This window comes from Streptomyces sp. NRRL F-5650, assembly GCF_000721365.1.
In the GTDB taxonomy this organism is placed as follows: Bacteria; Actinomycetota; Actinomycetes; order Streptomycetales; family Streptomycetaceae; genus Streptomyces; species Streptomyces ardesiacus.
The window spans coordinates 110,508-132,436 of the sequence record NZ_JOGV01000011.1; the positions used below are offsets into that span (position 1 = coordinate 110,508).

General features: G+C 71.1%; 20 protein-coding genes, 5 tRNA genes and 2 pseudogenes. 16 read left to right on the top strand and 11 right to left on the bottom strand.

The features are described 5' to 3' along the window. Complete coding sequence (locus IG88_RS0113190) at positions 1-198, top strand: acyl-CoA carboxylase epsilon subunit (protein WP_031039369.1); 198 nt, start codon at positions 1-3, stop codon at positions 196-198. A 258-nt stretch (positions 199-456) separates the two neighbouring features. Here the strand turns inward: IG88_RS0113190 and IG88_RS0113195 are convergent. The 8 genes and pseudogenes from IG88_RS0113195 to IG88_RS0113235 all read right to left on the bottom strand — a co-directional run. Continuing rightward, positions 457-813, bottom strand: a pseudogene (locus tag IG88_RS0113195) (GTP-binding protein); the annotation flags it as partial. A gap of 38 nt (positions 814-851) precedes the next feature. Beyond that, on the bottom strand, positions 852-1,424 hold the full coding sequence (locus IG88_RS0113200) for a DUF742 domain-containing protein (RefSeq protein WP_031039374.1): 573 nt from the start codon (positions 1,422-1,424) through the stop codon (positions 852-854). Positions 1,425-1,518: 94 nt separating this feature from the next. Beyond that, complete coding sequence (locus IG88_RS0113205; protein ID WP_004983065.1) at positions 1,519-1,932, bottom strand: roadblock/LC7 domain-containing protein; 414 nt, start codon at positions 1,930-1,932, stop codon at positions 1,519-1,521. Positions 1,933-1,942: 10 nt separating this feature from the next. After that, on the bottom strand, positions 1,943-5,155 hold the full coding sequence (locus IG88_RS0113210) for a nitrate- and nitrite sensing domain-containing protein (protein WP_031039376.1): 3,213 nt from the start codon (positions 5,153-5,155) through the stop codon (positions 1,943-1,945). A 402-nt stretch (positions 5,156-5,557) separates the two neighbouring features. After that, a pseudogene (locus IG88_RS0113220) lies at positions 5,558-5,914 on the bottom strand (GTP-binding protein); the annotation flags it as partial. A gap of 2 nt (positions 5,915-5,916) precedes the next feature. Further along, a complete protein-coding gene (locus tag IG88_RS0113225) occupies positions 5,917-6,315 on the bottom strand; it encodes a DUF742 domain-containing protein (RefSeq protein ID WP_007387727.1) in 399 nt (132 codons plus the stop codon). Between the two features lie 111 nt (positions 6,316-6,426). Next, on the bottom strand, positions 6,427-6,840 hold the full coding sequence (locus tag IG88_RS0113230; RefSeq protein ID WP_003973453.1) for a roadblock/LC7 domain-containing protein: 414 nt from the start codon (positions 6,838-6,840) through the stop codon (positions 6,427-6,429). 9 nt (positions 6,841-6,849) lie between these two features. Beyond that, on the bottom strand, positions 6,850-10,791 hold the full coding sequence (locus tag IG88_RS0113235) for a nitrate- and nitrite sensing domain-containing protein (RefSeq protein ID WP_031039381.1): 3,942 nt from the start codon (positions 10,789-10,791) through the stop codon (positions 6,850-6,852). Between the two features lie 602 nt (positions 10,792-11,393). Here IG88_RS0113235 and IG88_RS0113240 point away from each other — a divergent pair. From IG88_RS0113240 to IG88_RS0113290, 10 genes are all read left to right on the top strand, one after another. After that, positions 11,394-11,579 carry a hypothetical protein gene (locus IG88_RS0113240; protein WP_031039383.1) on the top strand — a complete coding sequence of 62 codons (186 nt, stop codon included), beginning with the start codon at positions 11,394-11,396 and terminating at the stop codon, positions 11,577-11,579. Positions 11,580-11,706: 127 nt separating this feature from the next. Then, a complete protein-coding gene (locus IG88_RS0113245) occupies positions 11,707-12,483 on the top strand; it encodes a fumarylacetoacetate hydrolase family protein (RefSeq protein WP_031039388.1) in 777 nt (258 codons plus the stop codon). Beyond that, a complete protein-coding gene (gene gltX, locus IG88_RS0113250; protein ID WP_063760610.1) occupies positions 12,476-13,960 on the top strand; it encodes a glutamate--tRNA ligase in 1,485 nt (494 codons plus the stop codon). Before IG88_RS0113245 ends, gltX begins: the two co-directional genes overlap by 8 nt. Positions 13,961-14,067: 107 nt before the next feature. Continuing rightward, complete coding sequence (locus IG88_RS0113255; protein ID WP_031039410.1) at positions 14,068-14,463, top strand: RidA family protein; 396 nt, start codon at positions 14,068-14,070, stop codon at positions 14,461-14,463. Positions 14,464-14,519: 56 nt separating this feature from the next. Next, complete coding sequence (locus IG88_RS0113260; protein ID WP_031039412.1) at positions 14,520-15,254, top strand: HAD family hydrolase; 735 nt, start codon at positions 14,520-14,522, stop codon at positions 15,252-15,254. A gap of 92 nt (positions 15,255-15,346) precedes the next feature. Beyond that, a tRNA-Gln gene (locus tag IG88_RS0113265) sits at positions 15,347-15,418 on the top strand. Positions 15,419-15,457: 39 nt separating this feature from the next. Then, positions 15,458-15,530: transfer RNA gene (locus IG88_RS0113270), tRNA-Glu, on the top strand. A gap of 62 nt (positions 15,531-15,592) precedes the next feature. Further along, a tRNA-Glu gene (locus IG88_RS0113280) sits at positions 15,593-15,665 on the top strand. 20 nt (positions 15,666-15,685) lie between these two features. After that, positions 15,686-15,757, top strand: a tRNA-Gln gene (locus IG88_RS0113285). A 44-nt stretch (positions 15,758-15,801) separates the two neighbouring features. Then, a tRNA-Glu gene (locus IG88_RS0113290) sits at positions 15,802-15,874 on the top strand. 60 nt (positions 15,875-15,934) lie between these two features. Here the strand turns inward: IG88_RS0113290 and IG88_RS0113295 are convergent. Further along, complete coding sequence (locus IG88_RS0113295) at positions 15,935-16,579, bottom strand: MerR family transcriptional regulator (protein ID WP_031039414.1); 645 nt, start codon at positions 16,577-16,579, stop codon at positions 15,935-15,937. Between the two features lie 82 nt (positions 16,580-16,661). On the opposite strand from IG88_RS0113295, the gene IG88_RS0113300 reads away from it, so the two are divergent. After that, positions 16,662-17,225, top strand: coding sequence for a DUF4188 domain-containing protein (locus IG88_RS0113300; protein ID WP_031039416.1), 564 nt, complete (start codon positions 16,662-16,664; stop codon positions 17,223-17,225). 69 nt (positions 17,226-17,294) lie between these two features. Here the strand turns inward: IG88_RS0113300 and ndgR are convergent, their stop codons facing one another. Further along, the gene (ndgR, locus tag IG88_RS0113305) at positions 17,295-18,011 is read right to left on the bottom strand and encodes an IclR family transcriptional regulator NdgR (RefSeq protein ID WP_011030305.1); all 717 of its coding nucleotides are present in this window, start codon (positions 18,009-18,011) and stop codon (positions 17,295-17,297) included. A 197-nt stretch (positions 18,012-18,208) separates the two neighbouring features. On the opposite strand from ndgR, the gene leuC reads away from it, so the two are divergent. From leuC to IG88_RS0113325, 4 genes are all read left to right on the top strand, one after another. Then, positions 18,209-19,639 carry a 3-isopropylmalate dehydratase large subunit gene (leuC, locus tag IG88_RS0113310; RefSeq protein ID WP_031039424.1) on the top strand — a complete coding sequence of 477 codons (1,431 nt, stop codon included), beginning with the start codon at positions 18,209-18,211 and terminating at the stop codon, positions 19,637-19,639. Between the two features lie 5 nt (positions 19,640-19,644). After that, entirely contained in the window at positions 19,645-20,238 is a 594-nt protein-coding gene (gene leuD, locus IG88_RS0113315; protein WP_031039428.1) for a 3-isopropylmalate dehydratase small subunit, read from the top strand. Between the two features lie 284 nt (positions 20,239-20,522). Further along, positions 20,523-20,753 carry a hypothetical protein gene (locus tag IG88_RS0113320; protein WP_031039430.1) on the top strand — a complete coding sequence of 77 codons (231 nt, stop codon included), beginning with the start codon at positions 20,523-20,525 and terminating at the stop codon, positions 20,751-20,753. Between the two features lie 136 nt (positions 20,754-20,889). Next, positions 20,890-21,561: an HU family DNA-binding protein gene (locus IG88_RS0113325; RefSeq protein WP_031039433.1), complete on the top strand. Its 672-nt coding sequence runs from the start codon at positions 20,890-20,892 to the stop codon at positions 21,559-21,561. A gap of 126 nt (positions 21,562-21,687) precedes the next feature. On the opposite strand, the gene IG88_RS0113330 is transcribed toward IG88_RS0113325, so the two are convergent. Beyond that, complete coding sequence (locus IG88_RS0113330; RefSeq protein ID WP_031039436.1) at positions 21,688-21,921, bottom strand: hypothetical protein; 234 nt, start codon at positions 21,919-21,921, stop codon at positions 21,688-21,690. Positions 21,922-21,929: the final 8 nt, after the last annotated feature.

Here is a 21,929-nt window from a genome sequence, read left to right on the forward strand (position 1 = left end):
ATGTCCCCTGTCGACATCCGCGTCGAGAAGGGCCACGCCGAGCCCGAGGAAGTCGCCGCCATCACGGCCCTCCTCCTGGCCCGCGCCGCCGCCCGCCCCGCCGAGCTCGCCCCGGCCCACGGCGGCGGCCGAGCCCGCGCGGGCTGGCGCCGCCTGGAGCGCGAGCCGGGATTCCGCGCCCCACACAGCTGGCGCTGACCCGAGATACGAGCGAGGCCCCTCCGTCACGGAGGGGCCTCACTCGTTCAGGGGCGCGGGGAACTGCGCGACCAGCCACGTACTACGCGCACCCGGCAACGAAACCGCCCCCTGCAGCCCAGTGGCCGCAGGGGGCGTCGCGCAACCCGGCGCTGACGGGGTGCCTCCCTCACGCTCGGCTTCGCTCGAGCGGGAGGCGCCCCCACCGCCCACCCGTGCCACCCCAGCGGCACGACTGCCCGCAGGCTGAGCGGAGTGCTAACGCAACCGCGCCATCAGCGCGTGCTCCACGAGCGTGATGAGCGCCGACTTCGCGTCGGCCCGGTGCCGCGCGTCCGTGGTGATGATCGGCGTGTCCGGACCGATCTGCAGCGCCTCCCGGACCTCGTCCGGGTTGTACGGCTGCTGCCCGTCGAAGCCGTTGAGCGCGATCACGAACGGCAGCCCGCTGTTCTCGAAGTAGTCGACCGCCGGGAAGCAGTCGGCCAGCCGCCTCGTGTCGACCAGCACGATCGCCCCGATGGCGCCGCGCACCAGGTCGTCCCACATGAACCAGAACCGGTCCTGGCCCGGTGTGCCGAACAGGTAGAGGATCAGGTCCTGGTCGAGCGTGATGGATTTTCGCGGAAGTGGTGGAGCGGGAAGGACCGCCGCTAGAGCTTGCGAAGTCCACTGAGCACCCTTTCGAGCAGTGTCACGTCTGGCTGGCCGCCGGCGCTCTCGTCGCCGCCGGGCTGATGGATGGCGACCAGTCCCGCCTCCGCCAAGTCGGCGACGAGGATCCTGGCCACGCCGAGAGGGATCGCCAGCAGGGCCGAGACCTCGGCCACCGACTTGATCTCCCGGCAGAGGTTGCAGATCCGCTGATGCTCGGGCAACTGTCCCTGCATCTGGTGCGGCTGCGCGGTGGTGTGCACCAGCGCCTCGATGGCGAGCTGGTAACGGGGCCTGGTGCGGCCGCCCGTCATGGCGTACGGGCGCACCAGGGGGTTGTTCGACGCCCCGGCGGGCGCCGGCTCAGGGGTGCGGTGCTGCGGCTGCACGGGTTGGATGCGCGGAGCCTGCGGCTGGTCGTACGGCGAAGGGCCGGGGCCCTGCGGCGCGTACGGCTGCTGGTGGCTCGGTACGGAGGGGTAGCCGTAGCCGTTCGCCGAGCCGTCGCCCTGGCCCTGACCGGGGCCGTACGACCAGTTGCCCGACGACGGACCGCCTGGGGGTGTTGCCACTTCTTCCTCCTCCGACTGCGCCTGGCACCCAACGCTGTGGAGCCGCGTCCCGAAACCTTACGGCCACAGGACACCAAAACGCACCGTCTGTCCTTTAGTTGAGAAGGCTCCCTTGGAGCTCCGCCCGCAGATCGGGGGTCAGGACCGTGCCGGCACGGTCCACCAGGAGGGCCATCTCGTACCCAATGAGACCGATGTCCGCCTCGGGGTGTGCGAGAACCGCGAGGGACGAGCCGTCGGAGATGGACATGATGAAGAGGAATCCGCGCTCCATCTCCACAACCGTCTGGTTCACGCTGCCGCCCTCGAAGATGCGCGAGGCACCCGCGGTCAGCGAGGTCAGACCGGAGGCGACGGCGGCGAGCTGATCGGCTCGGTCGCGGGGGAACCCTTCGGACATCGCCAGAAGGAGTCCGTCGGCGGAGACCACCACCGTGTGGGACACCCCCGGGGTGTTGTCCACGAAGTTGGTGATCAACCAGTTCAGGTTCTGCGCCGCCTGGCTCATCGGGCTCACACTAACGCTCCTGGTTGTAGGTGCTGTCAGGACCACGGTGTTCGTTCCTCGTGTCCTGGCCGTTCGTTTCACTGCCTGCGTTGCGGCCCCGTTCGACGCCGCGCCGCAGGTTGCTCAGCCTGCCCCGGACGTCCTCCGGAGCGCGGGAGACCTGGGGGCCTCCCTGGGGGGTGGTCTCGGCCGCGCCCTCGACCAGGTTGGCCTTGGGCACCCGCCGCGGCAGGCCCGAGGAGGTCACACCGCCCGCCTTGGGCCTGCGCAGCGCCGAAGCCTGCTGCCAGCGGTCGTCGTTGGCCGACCGCCAGGTGTCCTCGCCGCCCGTCCCCGGTGCGGCGGCCGGCGTCTCCCGGCCCACGTGCCCCGCATCGCCCGCGCCGCTCGCGGTGGATCCGCGGCGGGGAAGACCGGCGTCGGTCAGCTCGTGGGCGGCGGAGGAGGCCGGACCCGGACGGTCGAAGCCTACGCGGTCCGCCTCGGTCACGTCAGCGGCCTGGGCGGATTGCGCCGGCGCGGCACTTGCGGGGTACTGGTCCGGATATTCGTTCTGGTACCCGTCCTGCTGCGGCCAGTCGTCCTGGTGGCGGCGCTGCTCGAAGGGCGAGTAGCTCCCGGTCTCCGGCACCCCGCCGTCCGGCGCGTAGTACTGCCCGTCGTACGACGCCTGCTGCGGTTCCTGGTACGCCTGCTGCTGGTCCTGGTACGCCGTCTGCTGGTCGTACCCGCCGTTCACCGGCTCCTGGTAGGCGCCGTTCACCTGCTGCTGGTAGCCGTCGGGCGCCTGGTCCCAGCCCGGCTGCCCTCCGGCGAACCGGTCCTGGAAACCGGTGGCTTCGGGGCTGCCGTTCTCGCCCTGGCCCGCGGGGCCCGGCAGTTCGGGGTGGGCCTGGGCCTCCAGAGCCGCGCGGCGCTCCTCGCGCATCAGCGAGCGGCCGACCGGGTCGAGTTCGCGGATGTCGTCCGGGATCTCGGCGTACCGGCTGTCGTCGAAGCCCAGTTCGGCGGCGGTCCGCATGGGCTGGCCGACCTGCGGGAAGCTCTCGCCCTGGACGTTCTTCTCCGGGATGATCTGCGAGACGGTGAACTCGTCGCGCTGCGGCTGCTGCTCGCCGCCGCCACCGTGGGTGATGGCGTCCGGGAGCATCACCAGCGAGGTGGTGCCCGCCTGCTCGCCGGAGGGGCGGAGCTGGACGCGGATGCCGTGCCGGTCGGAGAGCCGGCCCACCACGAACAGGCCCATGCGCTGCGAGATCGCGGCGTCCACGGTCGGCGGGTTGGCCAGCTTGTGGTTGATGTCCGCGAAGTCCTCGGCGGTCAGGCCGATGCCCTTGTCGTGGATCTCGACCATCACGCGGCCGTCGGGCAGCCGGGTCGCGGTGACGCGGACCTTGGTCTGCGGGGAGGAGAACGTGGTGGCGTTCTCGAGCAGCTCGGCGAGCAGGTGCACGAGGTCGGTCACGGCGCGGCCGTGGATCTCGGCCTCCGGCACGCCCGACAGCTCGATGCGCTCGTACTGCTCCACCTCGGAGGAGGCGGCGCGCAGCACGTCCACCAGCGGCACCGGCTGGTCCCAGCGGCGGCCGGGCTCCTCGCCGGCGAGGACCAGGAGGTTCTCGCCGTTGCGGCGCATGCGGGTGGCCAGGTGGTCCAGCCGGAACAGGTTCTCCAACTGGTCGGGGTCGGCCTCGTTGTTCTCCAGGTCGGTGATCAGGCTCAACTGGCCCTCGATCAGCGACTGGTTGCGGCGCGACAGGTTGGTGAAGATCGCGTTGATGTTGCCCCGCAGCATGGCCTGCTCGGAGGCGAGCCGGACGGCCTCGCGGTGGACCTGGTCGAAGGCGCGGGCGACCTCGCCGATCTCGTCGGTCGAGGTGATCGGGATCGGCTGCACCCGGGTGTCGACCCGGCCGGGGTCGGTGCGCGAGAGCTGGTCGACCAGCATCGGCAGCCGCTGCTCGGCGATGCCGAAGGCGGCGTTGCGCAGTTGGCGCATGGAGCGGCTCATGCCGCGGGCCACCATGCCGGCCAGCACGAACGCGGCGAGCAGTGCGATGACGACCGCGGCACCCGTGATGTAGGCGTCGCGCTCGGCGTCGTCGGCGATCGAGGACGCCTCGGACACCGCCTTGTCCGCGAGGTCCGACTCGATCTTCTGGTACGCGTCGAACTTGAGGGTGTTGACCGCCCACCAGTTTTCCGGCGTGATGCCCTGCCGGGCCAGCTCCGCACGCGCGCCGGTGTCCGTGGAGGTCAGTCCGGCCAGCTCTGAGACCATGGTCGTCGGGTTGGACGGCGGCGCCACGTAGTCCGGGTCCTTGGCCTTGGCCTCCTTGGCCATGGCCGCGCCGTCCTCCTTGAGCTTCGCCTCGGAGTCCTCGAGCTTCTGCGCGTCCGCCTCGGTGCCGCCGCCGATGTACTCCTCGACCGCGATGCGCTCCAGGTAGGCGTACGAGGAGAGGGCGACGCGCTGGCTGGCGAGGTGGCCGGGCTCCGGACCCGGCTTGATCAGCATGTGCATGCCGATGGAGCGCTCCAGGGAGAGCGCGGCCTTGGTCAGGGAGATCGCGTAGACGGTGCGGCCGTAGGAGGTGATGTTGCCGGTGCCCAGACCGAGTTCGTTGGCGAACTCCATCAGGGGGTGGGCGACCCCGGTGTAGCCCTCCTCGGTCTCCACGCCCTTGAGCTTGGAGGTGTACGCCGCCGCACGCAGCGTCTGGAGCTTGGGTTCCTGCTCGCGGAAGACCTTCAGGCGGCGGTCCAGGCCGGCCTTGTGGGGCATGCCCTGGGCCGCCTGGTCGAAGGTGTCGGCCGCCTCGTCGGTGGCCCGGCGGGCCTTGACGACGGTGGCGTCCTTCTCGCCCTTGCCCTGCAGCAGCGGGGCAGCCGTGACGTCGCGCTCGTTGTAGAGGGCGTTGGCGTAGCCGAGGGAGGCCCGGACCAGACGCGCGGTGCTCTCGGCGTCCTCGGCGTCCTGCCAGGTGTCGATCGAGCTCTTCACCTGGAAGCCGCCCATGACGAGGCCGACCAGCACGGGTATGAGCAGGATCGCGTTCAGCCGGGTGGGCACCCGCCAGTTGCGGGGCGTGAAGCGGCCACCGCTCGGCGCGGACTCGGCCTTGGGTTCCGCGGCGGGGGCGGGGGCGGGCGCCGCTGTGCGCGGCGGCGGGGTGAAGTTGCCCCGGGCCGACGGCTCGGGACTGTTCTTGCTTCGCCTCACTCGACCAACAACCTCTCGGCGGTCGGCACCTGTGTCGTGCCGCTGTGTCTCAGAACCCAGACCGTCATCGAGTACGTGCTACTGCTGAGTACGTCTTTGGCCATTGGGCAGTTCTGGCATTCCAGCACGGCGAACAACGCTCTTCCAAACAGTGGAACGCGGGGACGGCGCGTGACGTACGCCCCACGTAAAACGGTCATAAAGAGCGAGGCCCGTCAAAAGACGGGGTGTTCGTGAGCGTAGCGAGACGAGCTGACCGCGTCGCGTGTCGGTACCACCCGATTCCTCTGCCGAAACGTTATGAACAGCGGAGCCGACCGTGTCAAAGGACACAGCCGGCTCCGAATCGTCTACGACAAGTGCCGTAGAACCCTGCCGACTTGGCTGCGGGCGCCCGCGGAGCTACCGCAGGCGGGCCATCAGCGCGTGCTCGACCAGCGTGATCAGTGCCGACTTGGCGTCGGCGCGGTGCCGGGCGTCGGTCGTGATGATCGGGGTGTCGGGACCGATCTGCAGCGCCTCGCGCACCTCGTCGGGCGTGTACGGCTGCTGCCCGTCGAAGCCGTTGAGGGCGACGACGAACGGCAGCCCGCTGTTCTCGAAGTAGTCGACCGCCGGGAAGCAGTCGGCCAGCCGGCGGGTGTCGCAGAGCACGACCGCGCCGATGGCGCCGCGCACCAGGTCGTCCCACATGAACCAGAACCGGTCCTGGCCCGGTGTGCCGAACAGGTAGAGGATCAGGTCCTGGTCGAGCGTGATGGTCAGAGCTTTCGAAGTCCACTGAGCACCCTTTCGAGCAGTGTCACGTCCGGCGCACCGCCGTTGTTCTCGTCTCCGCCGGGCTGGTGGACCGCGACCATCCCGGCCTCCGCGAGGTCCGCGACCAGGATCCGCGCCACGCCGAGCGGCATCGCCAGGAGGGCCGACACCTCGGCCACCGATTTCACCTCGCGGCACAAGTGGCAGATCCGCTGGTGCTCGGGAAGCAGCCCCATGAGCGCTGCCGGGTCGGCCGTCGTACTGATCAGCGCCTCGATGGCGAGCTGATAGCGCGGCCTGGTCCGGCCACCGGTCATCGCGTAGGGACGTACCAGCGGCTGGTCGCCCTCGTCCTCGTACGGCTCCGCGTACGGATCATGAGAGGCGGTGGGCGGGGTCATGAATCCTCCGGGCGGGACAGCAGGTCGGTCAGTCGTGCCGTCTGACGAGGCCGGTGGGGGGATTGTGGCGGCCGGACGGTGATTTGGTAACACGGGTGGTGCCGGGGCCGATCAGTGGAGCAGACTGCCTTGTAGTTCGGCGCGCAGGTCGGGTGTGAGGACCGCGCCCGCGCGGTCGACCAGGAGCGCCATCTCGTAGCCGACGAGGCCGATGTCGCACTCCGGGTGCGCGAGGACGGCCAGGGACGAGCCGTCCGAGACGGACATGAGGAAGAGGAACCCCCGCTCCATCTCCACGACCGTCTGCGCCACGTTGCCGCCCTCGAAGATCCGGGACGCCCCGGCGGTCAGCGAGGTCAGTCCCGAGGCGACGGCCGCGAGCTGGTCGGCGCGGTCGCGAGGGAAGCCCTCGGACATCGCCAGGAGAAGTCCGTCGGCGGACACGACGACGGTGTGGGACACCCCTGGGGTGTTGTCCACGAAATTCGTGATCAACCAGTTGAGGTTCTGTGCCGCCTGGCTCATCGGGCTCAACTAACGCTCCTGCTGGTGAGTGGGCCGCGGGTAGCTGCCGGTCTGGTTGGTACCGGCCTGACGGCCCTGTGCGATTCCCCGACGGAGATTGGTCAGCCGGCCGCGCACGTCGTCGGGCGCACGCGAGACCTGCGGACCGTTCTGGTGCGACTGCTGCTGAGCCGTTCCCGGGACGAGGTTGGCCCGGGGGACCCGGCGCGGGAGGCCGGAGGTGGTGACTCCGCCGGCGGCCGGCTGCCTGACGCGCTCCGCCTGCCGGACGAGGTCGTCGTTCGGCGAGCTGCGCCAGGCCGAGGTGGCCGGCCGCTGCGGGGCCGCCGGGGTCTGGGGCTGGGCGGCCTGCGGCTCCGCCGGTGCCGCGGCCGGGGTCTCCTGCTGGGCCCTCGCCTCGCGGTCGCCGTGGAACCAGTTGGTCTCCAGCGTGTCGTACAGCGGCGTACGCCCGTCACCGGGGCCGGAGGCCGGGGGCAGGGCCCAGTTGTCGCCGGGCCGCTGCTGCGGGGCCGGGGGACGCGGGGCGCCGAAGTCGTTGCCGCCCTGCGTGCCGCCCGCCTGGGGACGCTCGAACTGGCCGGTGTCCGCCGGGTTCTGACGGGACGGCAGGTCGTGCTGCCCGGTCGAGCCGCTGTCGTAGCCCTGGGCGCCGGCGAACGGGTCCGCCGGGGCGGCCGCGCCGTCCGGGGACGCCGGTGCGGGGCGGCCGCCGAAGACGTCCGAGCGGACGAAGGGACCGCCGCCCTGCTGTCCGGCGGCCGGCTCGGGCCGTGCGAACCGGTCGTTGCGCGGGGCCTCCTGGCCGGAGCGGCCCGCGTCGAACTGGTCCTGGCGCTGCTGGTCCTGCCCGAACCGGTCCTGGTCCTGGCCGAACCGGTCCTGGTCCTGCCCGAACCGGTCCTGGCCGAACTGCCCCTGCCCGTACTGGTCCGGGTACTGGTTCTGGCCCTCGTACTGGTTCCGGCCGTCGTACTGGTTCTGGCCGGGGCGGGCGAACTCGCCGGTGTCCTGCGGCTCGTCGCGCCGCGGCGCCGGGGCATCGAAGTCGGGGCGGGCGAACTCGGCCGTGGCGGCGGGGGACTGGGGCTCGCCGAACCGGGGCACCGCCGGCATCTCCGCGGTCGCGCCCGGGCCCTGCCGCTCGTCGAGGCGCGGGGTCAGGTCGGGGCGGGAGCCGTCCGGCTCGTCGTGGCCGCGGGGGGCGTCCAGCGAGGCGCGAGGCACGGGCGGCTGCGCGTTCTCGTCGCTCCAACTCGGCACACGGGGCTGCGGGTTGCCGCCGGGCAGCTCGGCCCGCGGGCCGCCGCGCGGCGGCAGTTGGGGACGACGGCCCTGCTCGGCGTCGCCGTTCGCCCCGCGCTTGTCGCGCTGCGGGGGAGCGGCGGGAGCACGGGTGCCGCCGAACATGTCCTGGCCCTGCGCCTGCGGGGCGTTGTTCCCGGGCGCGTTGCCCTGCGGCGCGTTCATGCCCGCGGCCTGCAGACCCTGCGGGGCACCGGGCGCCTGACCGGCGCCCGCGCCCGCTCCGGCCGGGGCCGGACGGTTCTGCGGTCCCGGACCAGCCGGGGCCTGCGGCCCGCGCGGGCCGCCCGGCCCACCCGGGCGACCGCCCGCGTCCCGCCCGGGCAGCGCGGCCCGCGGTCCCTGACCGGCACCGAGCCGGCCGCCCGGCGCACCGCCGCCGAAGGCACCGCCGCCCTGGCCGCCGCGGCGGGCCGCGGCGACACCGGCGGCCGCCTGCGCGGCGGCCGGACCGCCGGTGCCCCCGCCGGGCTGACCGGGCTTGGGCTGCGGCTTGCGGCCGCCCTGGGCGACGTCGACGGGCAGCATGACCAGCGCGGTCGTGCCGCCGGAGTCGGACGGGCGGAGCTGGATGCGGATGCCGTGACGCTGCGAGAGGCGGCCGACCACGAACAGACCCATGCGGCGGGAGACGGAGACGTCCACGGTGGGCGGCGAGGCGAGCCGCTCGTTGATCGCGGCGAGGTCCTCGGGGGAGAGGCCGATGCCGGTGTCGTGGATCTCGATCAGTACCCGGCCGTCGGGCAGTGCGTGACCGGTGACCTTGACCTTGGTCTGCGGCGAGGAGAACGAGGTCGCGTTCTCCAGCAGCTCGGCGAGCAGGTGCACGAGGTCGTTGACCACGCGGCCGGCGACCTCGGTGCTCGGCACGGACGCCAGCTCGATGCGCTCGTACTGCTCCACCTCGGAGGCGGCGGCACGGAGCACGTCGACCAGCGGCACCGGGCGCGTCCAGCGCCGGCCCGGCTCCTCACCGGCGAGGACGAGGAGGTTCTCGCCGTTGCGGCGCATGCGGGTGGCGAGGTGGTCGAGCTTGAAGAGCGAGGAGAGCTGGTCCGGGTCGGCCTCGCGGGACTCCAGTTCGGAGATGAGCGAGAGCTGGCGCTGGATGAGGCCCTGGGAGCGGCGCGAGAGGTTGGTGAACATCGCGTTGACGTTGCCCCGCAGCAGGGCCTGCTCGGCGGCGAGGCGGACCGCCTCGCGGTGCACGTCGTCGAAGGCGGCGGCCACTCGGCCGATCTCGTCCCGGGAGTGCACACCGACCGACTCCACCGAGGTGTCGACGTCCTGCGGGTCGGTCTCGGAGAGCTGCTTGACCAGCTCGGGCAGGCGGTCCTGGGCGACCTTGGTCGCGGTGTCCTCCAGGCGGCGCAGCGAGCGGATCATGGACCGGGCCACGACGAACGCGCCGACCAGGGAGACGCCGAGCACGAGCAGGATGACGACACCGGAGATGATCGCCTCTTGCTCGGACTCGTTGCGCAGCTCGCGGGCCTGCTGCTCCATGTCCTCCAGCAGCTTCAGCTCGATGTTCTTCATCTGCTGGATCTTGGTGGAGCTGTCGTCCAGCCAGTCCTGGTAGGACCGGGACTTCAGGCTCTCCAGGCCGTGGGTCTTGCTGAGCGCGCGGCCCGCGTACTGGTCGGAGGCCTCGATGACCGGGTTGCCCTCGGTGATCGGCTTGAGCAGGTCTTCGGCACCGTCGCCGTAGATGCTGCTGAAGCTGCGGATCTCGGAGGTCTGGCCCTGGAGCGCGGACTGGGCGTACAGCCGGTCGTTCTCGGTGAGGTCGCCCTTGTCCTTGTTGTTCGCGGGCAGCGCCGCGGCGAGGACGGCGCGCTGGATGGACGCGTACTCCTTGGCCGAGGAGAAGGCCGACAGGGCGCGGGTGCGCTGGATCATGTCGGAGTTGCTGGTCGCCTCCGCCATGTCCTGCGAGAGGTCGAGCAGGTGGGTGATCAGACGGTGGTAGGACTCGACGGTCTGGGTCGAGTTGTCCTTGGCCGTGTACGCCGTGCTGCGGATCTTGGTCAGGTCGTTCAGGTCGCTGGCGATGCCGACGAGGCTGTCCCGGACACCGACGAGCTGGCCGTCCTTGCTCGCCGCGTCGATCTGCTCCGACTTGTCGAGGAAGTTCTTCAGGGCCCGGTCGGTCTGCTCGCGGTCGCCCTTGACGGCGATGGCGCTGGACTTCGAGCCGTGGGCCAGGGGGCCGGCGGACTGGTCGCGCTCCTCCTGGAGCGCGTGCGCCAGCTCGGTGGCCTGCTTGGTCATCTCGGTCAGCAGCTTCATGTTCTCGAGCTGCTGGATGTCGTCGATCGACTGGTTGATGCGCAGCGCGCCGAGCGAGGTCGCCGCGACCACCGGGAGCGCGAGCAGCGACACCAGGCGCGTGGAGATCCGCCAGTTGCGCAGGGCTATTCGCGGGCCCGGGCCGGTCGAGCCCGTGGCCGGCTTGGCGGACGGCTGCTGGCCGGGTGCGGAGGGGTCCGCCGCCTGGCCGACGCGCTCCCCGCCGTCCCCGGGCTGGGTCTGGCCCGGGTTCTGGGCGTGCTGGGGCGAGGAGCTGACGGCCTTGGGGCCAGTCCCGCCCTGCGGCTCCGGCTCCGCCGAAGCGCTGCCATCCCTCTTGAAACGTCCCTGCACTAGCGTCGCAACCTCTGGACCAGGCGCCCGTCCGCGTGAACGGCCGGGCACGGTGTCGGCGTCATGGGGGCGCCCTGAATACGCCCCCGTGGTGGTCGTGAGTGACCGGCGCTGGTTCCCCCTTCTCGCCGCCGCTCGGCGCTGGTGTGCGCCCCCTGTGCGCCGGGTCGATCCTGCGGCGGTCCGTGGAATTCCAGCACAGTGCAGGATCTCCAACAAGGCCCACGGGGCAGGCCGTGAGATACGTGACAGCACGTGAGGGGCGAGTCACCTGTCGTAGAAGATGATCACCCGCAAACCGGACGTATGTGCGCGAGTCGCCGAGGTGGGGGCGGTGTCCCAGTCGCCATGATCAGCAGCGGAATGATGGCTTCAGGCGTGCAATGTCGGTTTCGTCGGAGTGGCATCGGTGTCTCAATTGACCGGTTTGACCCTTGATAAGTGAGGAAACTCACACCCTGTTCGTGGACTCGCCGGCGGCCGCCGGGGAATCGCGTGTTTAGCCTGACGCTTTACAGAGAAGGCAAAACCGACAACCCGCGCCCCCGCAGAGGCTTTCCGCGCCTTCGGGGCGCCCGGAAACGACAGGGCCTCGTACAACCGTGAAGACGACGATGATGTTCCACAAGACCGCCAACCCGCGACGCACGACGCTGGCGCACCTCAAGGACGCCGACGACCTGCGGGCGCCGGAGCAGCCGGAGCACGCCGTCGAGCTCCCCGCGCAGACCGCCAACCCCCGCCGCACCATCCTCATGGAGCTGCCGGCCACCGCCTCCGCGGAGTAGCACGGCGCGCCACCGAGCACGTCCGGCGGCGCCGACGGCCCCCGAGGGGCTGCCCGGCGGTGCGGGCCCACCGCGATAGCCTGGAGCGTCAGACTCCAGCCAGCTCAGTCAAGGGGCCAAGCAACCCGTGCGCATCGCCAGGTTCTCCATCGACGGGAACGTCGCCTTCGGCGCGGTCGAGGGCGACCAGCCGGACCAGCTCGTCCTCGACATCATCAAGGGCATCCCGTTCGCGGACCACGAGCTCTCCGGCACCAGGGTGCCCCTGAGCAAGGTGCGGCTGCTGCCGCCGGTACTCCCCAACAAGGTCGTGGCCTTCGGCCGCAACTACGCCGAGCACGCCCGTGAACTCGGCAACGAGGTGCCCGACGCCCCGTTCGCCTTCTTCAAGCCGTCCACCTCCGTGATCGGCCCCGGTGACCCCGTCCAGTACCCCTCCTTCAGCGAGGAACTGCACCACGAGGCCGAACTGGCCGTCGTCATCGGCCGCATGTGCCGCGAAGTCCCGCGCGAGCGCGTCAAGGACGTGATCTTCGGTTACACCTGCGCCAACGACATCACCGCCCGCGACGTGCAGCGCCGCGAGAAGCAGTGGGCCAGGGCCAAGGGCTTCGACTCCTCCTGCCCGCTCGGCCCCTGGGTGGAGACCGACCTGGACCCGAGCGACCTGACCATCCAGCTGACGGTCAACGGCGGCCAGCGCCAGCTCGGCCGCACCAGCGAGATGATCCACTCCATCGAGGATCTGATCGTCAACATCTCCGAGGCGATGACGCTGCTCCCCGGTGACGTGATCCTCACGGGCACCCCGGCCGGCGTCGGCCCCCTCAACGTCGGCGACGAGGTCGCCGTCACCATCGAAGGCATCGGCACTCTCACCAACAAGGTTGTCAAGCGTGGCTAGCGCATCCGACTCCCCCGTACGCGTCCGTTTCTGTCCGTCCCCCACCGGCAACCCCCACGTGGGCCTGGTCCGCACCGCCCTGTTCAACTGGGCCTTCGCGCGCCACCACCAGGGCACGCTGGTCTTCCGCATCGAGGACACCGACGCGGCCCGCGACTCCGAGGAGTCGTACCAGCAGCTCCTGGACTCGATGCGCTGGCTGGGCTTCGACTGGGACGAGGGCCCCGAGGTCGGCGGCCCGCACGCGCCGTACCGCCAGTCGCAGCGCATGGAGATCTACCGGGACGTCGCGCACAAGCTCCTGGACGCCGGCCACGCCTACCGCTGCTACTGCTCCCAGGAGGAGCTGGACGCCCGTCGCGAGGCCGCCCGCGCCGCCGGGAAGCCCTCCGGCTACGACGGCCACTGCCGCGACCTGAGCGACGCGCAGGTCGAGGAGTACCGGGCGCAGGGCCGTGAGCCCATCGTCCGCTTCCGGATGCCCGACGAGGCGATCACCTTCACGGACCTGGTCCGCGGCGAGATCACGTACCTCCCGGAGAACGTCCCGGACTACGGCATCGTCCGCGCCAACGGAGCGCCGCTGTACACGCTCGTCAATCCGGTCGACGACGCCCTGATGGAGATCACCCACGTCCTGCGCGGCGAGGACCTGCTCTCCTCCACCCCGCGCCAGATCGCCCTGTACAAGGCGCTGATCGAGCTGGGCGTCGCCAAGGAGATCCCCGCCTTCGGCCACCTGCCGTACGTCATGGGCGAGGGCAACAAGAAGCTCTCCAAGCGCGACCCGCAGTCCAGCCTCAACCTCTACCGCGAGCGCGGCTTCCTCCCCGAGGGCCTGCTCAACTACCTCTCCCTGCTCGGCTGGTCGCTCTCCGCCGACCAGGACATCTTCACGGTCGAGGAGATGGTCGCCGCCTTCGACGTCACCGACGTCCAGCCCAACCCGGCGCGCTTCGACCTCAAGAAGTGCGAGGCGATCAACGCCGACCACATCCGCCTCCTGGAGATCAAGGACTTCGCCGAGCGCTGCCGCCCCTGGCTGAAGGCCCCCGCCGCGCCCTGGGCGCCGGAGGACTTCGACGAGGCCAAGTGGCAGGCGATCGCGCCGCACGCGCAGACGCGTCTGAAGGTCCTCTCCGAGATCACCGACAACGTCGACTTCCTGTTCCTGCCGGAGCCCGTCTTCGACGAGGCGAGCTGGACGAAGGCGATGAAGGAGGGCTCGGACGCGCTCCTGAGCACGGCCCGCGAGAAGCTGGACGCCGCCGACTGGACGTCCCCGGAGTCCCTCAAGGAGGCCGTCCTGGCCGCCGGCGAGGCCCACGGCCTCAAGCTCGGCAAGGCCCAGGCCCCCGTCCGCGTCGCCGTCACCGGCCGCACGGTCGGCCTGCCCCTCTTCGAGTCCCTGGAGGTCCTGGGCAAGGAGAAGGCACTGGCGCGCATCGACGCGGCCCTGGCCCGCCTCGCGGCGTAACCGGCAGCACCCGTGAAGGGCGGCGTCCGCACGGACGCCGCCCTTTCTCGTACCCCGCCCGGCCCTTCCGACCGGCGCCGTCGCCGAGGCGCCCGCACACTGACGGCATGCGCCGCGAGGACATCGACCCACGCTTCTTCGGGGACCGCCTGGCCTACAACCGGGCCGTTCTCGTGGAGCACCCCCGGCGCTGGCTCGTGGTCGCCGGCCACGAGGCCCGCGACGGCGAGGGCGGCATCGCCGCCGTGGGCGACGTCCCCGGCCAGCTCCGCCTGACCTTCCGGCGTCTGGCCGAGACGCTGGCCAAGGCCGGGTTCGCCCTGAGCGACCTCGTCCAGATCCGGATCCTCACCGTCGACATCCAGGCCGTCACGGCCCACTACGACGCCGTCCTGGACGAACTGGCCGCCGCCGACTGCCGCCCCGCGAGCCTCCTGGCCGAGGTCCGCGCCCTGTCCGACCCGCGGATGCTGGTCGAGATCGAGGGGCTGGCCGTGCAGTAGGCGCCGCCTCCGCCGACTCCACGGCGCCCGCCGCCCACACGCCCTAGGCTGGCCCCATGCCGATCCAAGCCGTGGTCTGGGACGTCGACGACACGCTCTTCGACTACACCACCGCCGACCGCGAGGGCATGCGTGCCCACCTGGTCGCCGAGGGGCTGCTGGCCGGGTACGGCTCGGCCGAGCAGGCGCTCGTGCGCTGGCGGGAGATCACCGACCGGCAGTGGGCCCGCTTCGCCGCGGGCGAGGTGGACTTCGTCACGCAGCGGCGCGACCGCACCCGGGTCTTCCTGGACCGGCCCGGGCTGACGGACGCCGAGGCCGACGACTGGTTCCAGCGGTACGTCACCCACTACGAGGCCGCCTGGTCCCTCTTCCCGGACGTGCTGCCCGTCCTGGACGCCCTCGCCGGCAGCCACCGGCACGCCGTGCTCTCCAACTCCAGCCTCACCGTCCAGGACCGCAAGCTGCGCGTCCTCGGCGTGCACGACCGCTTCGAGGCCGTGCTGTGCGCCGCCGAGCTGGGCGTGTCCAAGCCGGACGCCGGGGCCTTCCTCGCGGCCTGCGACGCCCTCGGTCTCGCCCCGGCCGAGGTCGCCTACGTCGGCGACCACCCGGAGATCGACGGACGCGGCGCGGCCGACGCCGGGCTGCTCTCCGTGTGGATCGACCGGGGCGGCGCCCGCGCGGCCGTCGACCCGCCCTCCGGCGGCCGCCGTATCGCCTCGCTCTCCGAACTTCCCGCGCTCCTCGGCGCCGATACCCGTTTTGGAGCCCCGTCCACCTTCGGGTAATGTTCTTCCTGCGCCGCCGGAGAGCGGGCCGTAGGGCCGGGAACCGGAAGCGCAACGCTAGAACAAGATCCCCTCCGGGGCTTGCGTTCCAGTGGCCTATGGTGTAATTGGCAGCACGACTGATTCTGGTTCAGTTAGTCTTGGTTCGAGTCCAGGTAGGCCAGCTCGCAGAGCTTATCTGCACCGCGGAGCACATCCGCAAAGCCCCCGTTGTGTAGCGGCCTAGCACGCCGCCCTCTCAAGGCGGTAGCGCCGGTTCGAATCCGGTCGGGGGTACAGATCCTTCCCGCGAGGACAGTTCGGGTCGCTCCCGCTGTCTTCGATGCAGGATCGCTAGGGCCCCCGTTGTGTAGCGGCCTAGCACGCCGCCCTCTCAAGGCGGTAGCGCCGGTTCGAATCCGGTCGGGGGTACGAACTGGTCTAAACCACATTGGTCTATGGTGTAATTGGCAGCACGACTGATTCTGGTTCAGTTAGTCTAGGTTCGAGTCCTGGTAGACCAGCTCGGATCTGCGGCGGAAGAGCATTCGACGCCCGCAAGATCCACGCCCCCGTTGTGTAGCGGCCTAGCACGCCGCCCTCTCAAGGCGGTAGCGCCGGTTCGAATCCGGTCGGGGGTACTCGAAGTCCGAAGGGGGCTTCCGCTCAAGCGGAAGCCCCCTTCGGCGTTCGTCCGGCGCCTACTCGATGCCGTACCGCCGCGCCGACTCCTCCTCCTGCGCCAGCCGGTGCAGGGCCCGCAGCACCGGCTGGAAGAGCACCGCGGAGGCGACCGCCATCTCGACCTGCTCCGCCTCGGAGGCGTGGGTCTCCATGAAGTCCAGCTCCCGCCGGGCCACCTCCATCATCAACGCTCCGTACGGCGCCATCAGTTCGGCGTCCCACGGGTAGTCGAGCCGGCGCAGCGCGGCCACCGCCACCACCAGGGAGCGGTGCACGGGGGAGAGCGGGGCCATCTCCCGGGCCGTCCCCCAGCCCAGCAGCTCCAGCAGCCGGTCCACCTCGGTGCGCGCGGCGGCCACCGCCGGATCGGCCTCGTCCGGCTCGGCGTCCTGCGGCAGCGCCCACAGGGCCGCCCCCAGCCGGACGGTGCGGCCCAGGGACTCGTCGTCGACGTGGCCCAGCACCTCCCGGGCCGTGGCCACCGGTACCTTGCCGACCTGGATCAGCGCCCGCACCAGCCGCAGCCGGCGCAGGTGGCCCTCGTCGTACTCGGCGGTGGTCGCGTTGATCTGCCGGCCGGGCGGCAACAGGCCTTCCCGCAGGTAGTACTTGATCGTCGCGGTGGAGACCCCGCTGCGCTTGCTCAGGTCGGCCAGTCGCATCCCTTGCGCCCTTCCTCGGACATCGAACACTATCGGAGGGGCACTACTTGGAGAGTGCCGCTCACCAACACGGGGAGGCGTCATGCCGGGCAAGGCCGCGACCGCGACCCGCACCACCGCCGCCGCCGAGGGGGACGTGACCGTCCTGCTCATCGGCATGCGGATCAACCACTTCTGGGCCGTGCACCACTGGCTGCCGGTCATCCTCGCCATGCCGCGCATGCTCCGCGAGCTGGCGAAGGACCCGGAGCGCGGACTCCTGAACCACGTCCTGCTGACGGCCTCGCCGCGGACGTACTACGTCGTCCAGTACTGGGAGTCCAAGGAGAAGCTCTACGCGTACGCCGACTCGCCCGGCACCGTCCACCACCGGGTGTGGGCGGTCGTCAACGGCAAGGAGCGCCAGGGCAAGGTGCGCGGGCACGTGGGTCTGTGGCACGAGGCGTACGTCGTGCCCGAGGGGTCGTACGAGTCGATCTACGCCGACATGCCCGCGTTCGGGCTCGCGGCGGCGCACGGACAGGTGCCGCTCGAACGACGGGGCAGGCGCGCCCGGGACCGCTTCGCGTACCGGTCGCGGAGCGGGGCGGGGGAGCGGGCGCGCAAGCGTGTGCTCCCCCGGGGAGAGGTCCCGGACGGGGACTGACCCAGAACGGCGCGGGGCCCGCCGCGGCGTTGAGGCGGGCCCGTGACCGGTCGGAGGTGTCCTGGGCGGTCAGCCGTTGCGGCGCAGCGCCTCGGAGAGGCGGCCGGCGGCGTCGATGATGGCCTGCGCGTGCATGCGGCCGGGGTGGCGGGTGAGGCGCTCGATGGGGCCGGAGACGGACACGGCGGCCACCACGCGGTTGGACGGGCCGCGCACCGGCGCGGACACCGACGCGACTCCGGGCTCGCGCTCGCCGATGGACTGGGCCCAGCCGCGGCGCCGCACGCCGGACAGCGCCGTCGCCGTGAACCGGGCGCCCTGGAGGCCGCGGTGGAGGCGCTCGGGCTCCTCCCAGGCCATCAGGATCTGCGCCGAGGAGCCGGCCTTCATGGTGAGCGTGGAGCCGACCGGGACCGTGTCCCTGAGGCCGGACAGGCGCTCGGCCGCGGCCACGCAGATGCGCATGTCGCCCTGGCGGCGGTAGAGCTGGGCGCTCTCGCCGGTGACGTCGCGCAGGTGGGTGAGGACCGGGCCGGCCGTCGCGAGCAGGCGGTCCTCGCCGGCCGCCGCCGCCAGCTCGGCCAGGCGCGGGCCGAGAATGAAACGGCCCTGCATGTCGCGCGCCACCATGCGGTGGTGTTCCAGCGCCACGGCCAGGCGGTGGGCCGTGGGTCGTGCCAGTCCGGTCGCACCGACCAACCCCGCGAGGGTGGCCGGGCCGGACTCCAGAGCGCTCAGGACGAGGGCCGCCTTGTCCAGAACGCCGACGCCGCTACTGTTGTCCATGCAACGATACTCCCGTCTCACTCTGTGAAACGCAAGTTCAATTTTCCGTGGAACCCGCCACTCTGGAAGGCACGAAGTCACAACGGCCCGTGACGAGAGGGCCTGGTGGCGGCTGCCCGGAAACACAGGGGTGCGGGCACCGCTTCCCCAAGATCACTAGTTGGGTCGGCGCTTCGCCGCCGACCGAAGGGAAAGCGATGGGTAGGACACTCGCGGAGAAGGTCTGGGACGACCACGTCGTCCGGCGCGCCGAGGGCGAGCCCGACCTCCTCTTCATCGATCTGCACCTGCTGCACGAGGTGACCAGCCCACAGGCCTTCGACGGCCTCCGCAAGAGCGGCCGCCCGGTGCGGCGGCTCGACCTGACCATCGCCACCGAGGACCACAACACCCCGACGCTCGACATCGACAAGCCCATCGCGGACCCGGTCTCCCGGGCCCAGCTGGAGACGCTGCGCAAGAACTGCGCGGAGTTCGGCGTCCGGCTGCACCCGCTGGGCGACGTCGAGCAGGGCGTGGTGCACGTGGTCGGTCCCCAGCTCGGCCTGACCCAGCCCGGCACCACCGTGGTCTGCGGCGACTCGCACACCTCCACGCACGGCGCCTTCGGCGCGCTGGCGTTCGGCATCGGCACCTCCCAGGTCGAGCACGTGCTGGCCACCCAGACGCTGCCCATGACCCGCCCCAAGACCATGGCGATCACCGTCAACGGCGAACTGCCCGACGGTGTCACGGCCAAGGACCTGATCCTGGCGATCATCGCGCGGATCGGCACCGGCGGCGGCCAGGGCTACATCCTGGAGTACCGCGGCGAGGCCATCGAGAAGCTCTCGATGGAGGCCCGTATGACCATCTGCAACATGTCGATCGAGGCCGGCGCCCGCGCGGGCATGATCGCCCCCGACGAGACCACCTTCGCCTACCTCCAGGGCCGCCCGCACGCGCCCCGGGGCGCCGACTGGGACGCGGCGGTCGCCTACTGGAAGACGCTGCGCACGGACGACGACGCCCAGTTCGACGCCGAGGTGGTCATCGAGGCCGCCGAGCTGGCCCCGTTCGTCACCTGGGGCACCAACCCCGGCCAGGGCGCGCCGCTTTCCGCCGCCGTCCCCGACCCGGCCTCGTACGAGGACGCCTCGGAGCGCCTCGCCGCCGAAAAGGCCCTGGAGTACATGGGCTTGGAGGCGGGCCAGCCGCTGCGCTCCATCCGGGTGGACACCGTCTTCGTGGGCTCCTGCACCAACGGCCGCATCGAGGACCTGCGCGCCGCCGCCGAGATCGTCCGGGACCGCAAAGTCGCCGACGGCGTACGCATGCTGGTCGTGCCGGGCTCCGCGCGGGTCGGTCTGCAGGCCGTCTCCGAGGGCCTGGACGTGGTCTTCAAGGAGGCCGGCGCCGAATGGCGGCACGCGGGCTGCTCGATGTGCCTGGGCATGAACCCGGACCAGCTCGCCCCCGGTGAGCGCTCCGCGTCCACCTCCAACCGCAACTTCGAGGGGCGCCAGGGCAAGGGCGGCCGCACCCACCTGGTGTCGCCGCAGGTCGCGGCCGCGACGGCGGTCCTGGGCCACCTCGCCTCCCCGGCCGACCTGTCCGCCGCCGACGTCCCCACGCCCGCTGGAGTCTGAGAGTCATGGAAGCGTTCACCAAGCACACCGGCCGGGCCGTCCCGCTGCGCCGCAGCAACGTCGACACCGACCAGATCATCCCCGCCCACTGGCTCAAGAAGGTGACGCGGGACGGGTTCGAGGACGGGCTGTTCGAGGCCTGGCGCAAGGACCCGGAGTTCGTGCTCAACCGGCCCGAGCGCGAGGGCGCCACGGTGCTGGTCGCGGGTCCCGACTTCGGCACCGGCTCCTCCCGCGAGCACGCCGTCTGGGCACTGCAGAACTACGGCTTCAAGACCGTGATCTCCTCCCGCTTCGCCGACATCTTCCGCGGCAACTCTCTGAAGAACGGCCTGCTCACGGTGGTCCTCGACCAGAAAACCGTGGACGCGCTGTGGGAGCTGGTGGAGCAGGACCCCCAGGCCGAGATCACGGTCGACCTGGAGGCCCGCGAGGTCCGCGCCGAGGGCGTCACCGCCTCCTTCGAGCTGGACGAGAACTCCCGCTGGCGGCTGCTGAACGGGCTGGACGACATCTCGATCACCCTCCGCAACGAGGACGAGATCGCCGCGTACGAGGCCGGTCGCCCCTCGTTCAAGCCGCAGACCCTCCAGGTCTGATCCGGCCGGGCCCAGGGGACTCCCCGAGGCCCGGCAAGGTCGAGTTTCGGCCACCCAACCTCCGCGCCGTACCCCCGATCAGCCCGATCGGGGGTACGGCCGTTTTCGGATCCGGGTGAGTCCGCCCGTGACCAGCGGGACGCGCAACTTCCCACGTTAGAGCCGTGGTTGATGGGGTACTCAAGCTCGCGAGGACCGGTTTCAGGATGCGCCGAAAGGGCCGTCCGGGGCGGCAGTTGCCCCCTGCGCAGGCGACAACTCGCCCCAGATGGCACAATCTGTGCATGGAACACGACGGCCAACTCGAGCTCTATACGGCGGTCGCGGTCCGGCTCAAGGAAGCGCACACAAGAGTGCGCGCACTGCAAGTCCCGGAGGGCGTACGGATGGCGCTGACCCGGAAGCTGCTGGTCATTACGGCCGCGGCCAAACACGATCTCGCCGGTGCGGCAGGGCGCCTGGATCGGTTCGTCGCCGACCTCGACGCGGGCCGAATCCCCGAAGAGGACGGCTGAACCGGCCGGACCGCCCGAGTCCGTTGCGGCACAAGGGTGATTAGCCCGTTTCGTGTTTGATTTGCGGTATATATCTGCCTAACGTGCGAAAAAGCTTGAACACATTCGTTCTGGCGATGTCTCCGAAGGGGAAGACGTGAACAAGGCGCAGCTCGTAGAAGCGATTGCCGACAAGCTGGGCGGCCGGCAGCAGGCCGCCGACGCTGTCGACGCGGTCCTGGACGCCCTCGTCCGTGCCGTCGTCGCGGGCGACCGGGTCTCGGTCACCGGCTTCGGTTCTTTCGAGAAGGTCGACCGCCCCGCCCGTTACGCCCGCAACCCGCAGACGGGTGAGCGGGTTCGGGTCAAGAAGACCTCCGTGCCGCGCTTCCGCGCGGGCCAGGGCTTCAAGGACCTGGTGAGCGGCTCGAAGAAGCTTCCGAAGAACGACATCGCGGTCAAGAAGGCCCCCAAGGGCAGCCTGTCCGGCCCGCCGCCCACCATCTCCAAGGCCGCGGGCAAGAAGGCCGCCGCCAAGAAGGCCACGGGCGCGGCGAAGAAGACCACGGGCGCGGCCAAGAAGACGTCTGCGGCGGCGAAGAAGACCACCGCGAAGAAGACCACCGCGAAGAAGACCACCGGCGCCGCGAAGACGACGGCGAAGAAGACCACCGCCAAGAAGTCCGCCGCCAAGAGCACCACGGCGGCCGCGAAGAAGACCGCCGCCAAGAAGGCCCCGGCCAAGAAGGCGACCGCCAAGAAGGCCCCGGCCAAGAAGTCGACGGCCCGCAAGACCACCGCCAAGAAGGCCACCGCCCGCAAGAAGTAGGCAGCAGGCAGATACGAGCAGCACCAGCAGGCGAACGGGCACAGGGCACTCACGCGCCGGGCCGGACTCCCTCTCGGAGTCCGGCCCGCGGCGTGTCCGGGGCCGCCGCCGGGAGCGCCCCGCGGATCAGAACGTCTGCAGCGTCACCAGCGTGATCCGGCGCTCCGTCCCCTCGGTTCCGCCCGCCGCCTCGGCTCCGTCCTCGCCCTCGACCTCGATGCGCACCCGCTGCCCGGGCCGCAGCAGCCTGAGGCCCCCCGCGTCGAACGCCGCCGCGTCGAAGGGCACCGCCGTGCCGTCGTCGAGCAGCACCTGCCCGCTGCGGCTCACGGGGTCGTACGTGTACGCGGTCGCCTGCATGCGCGCAG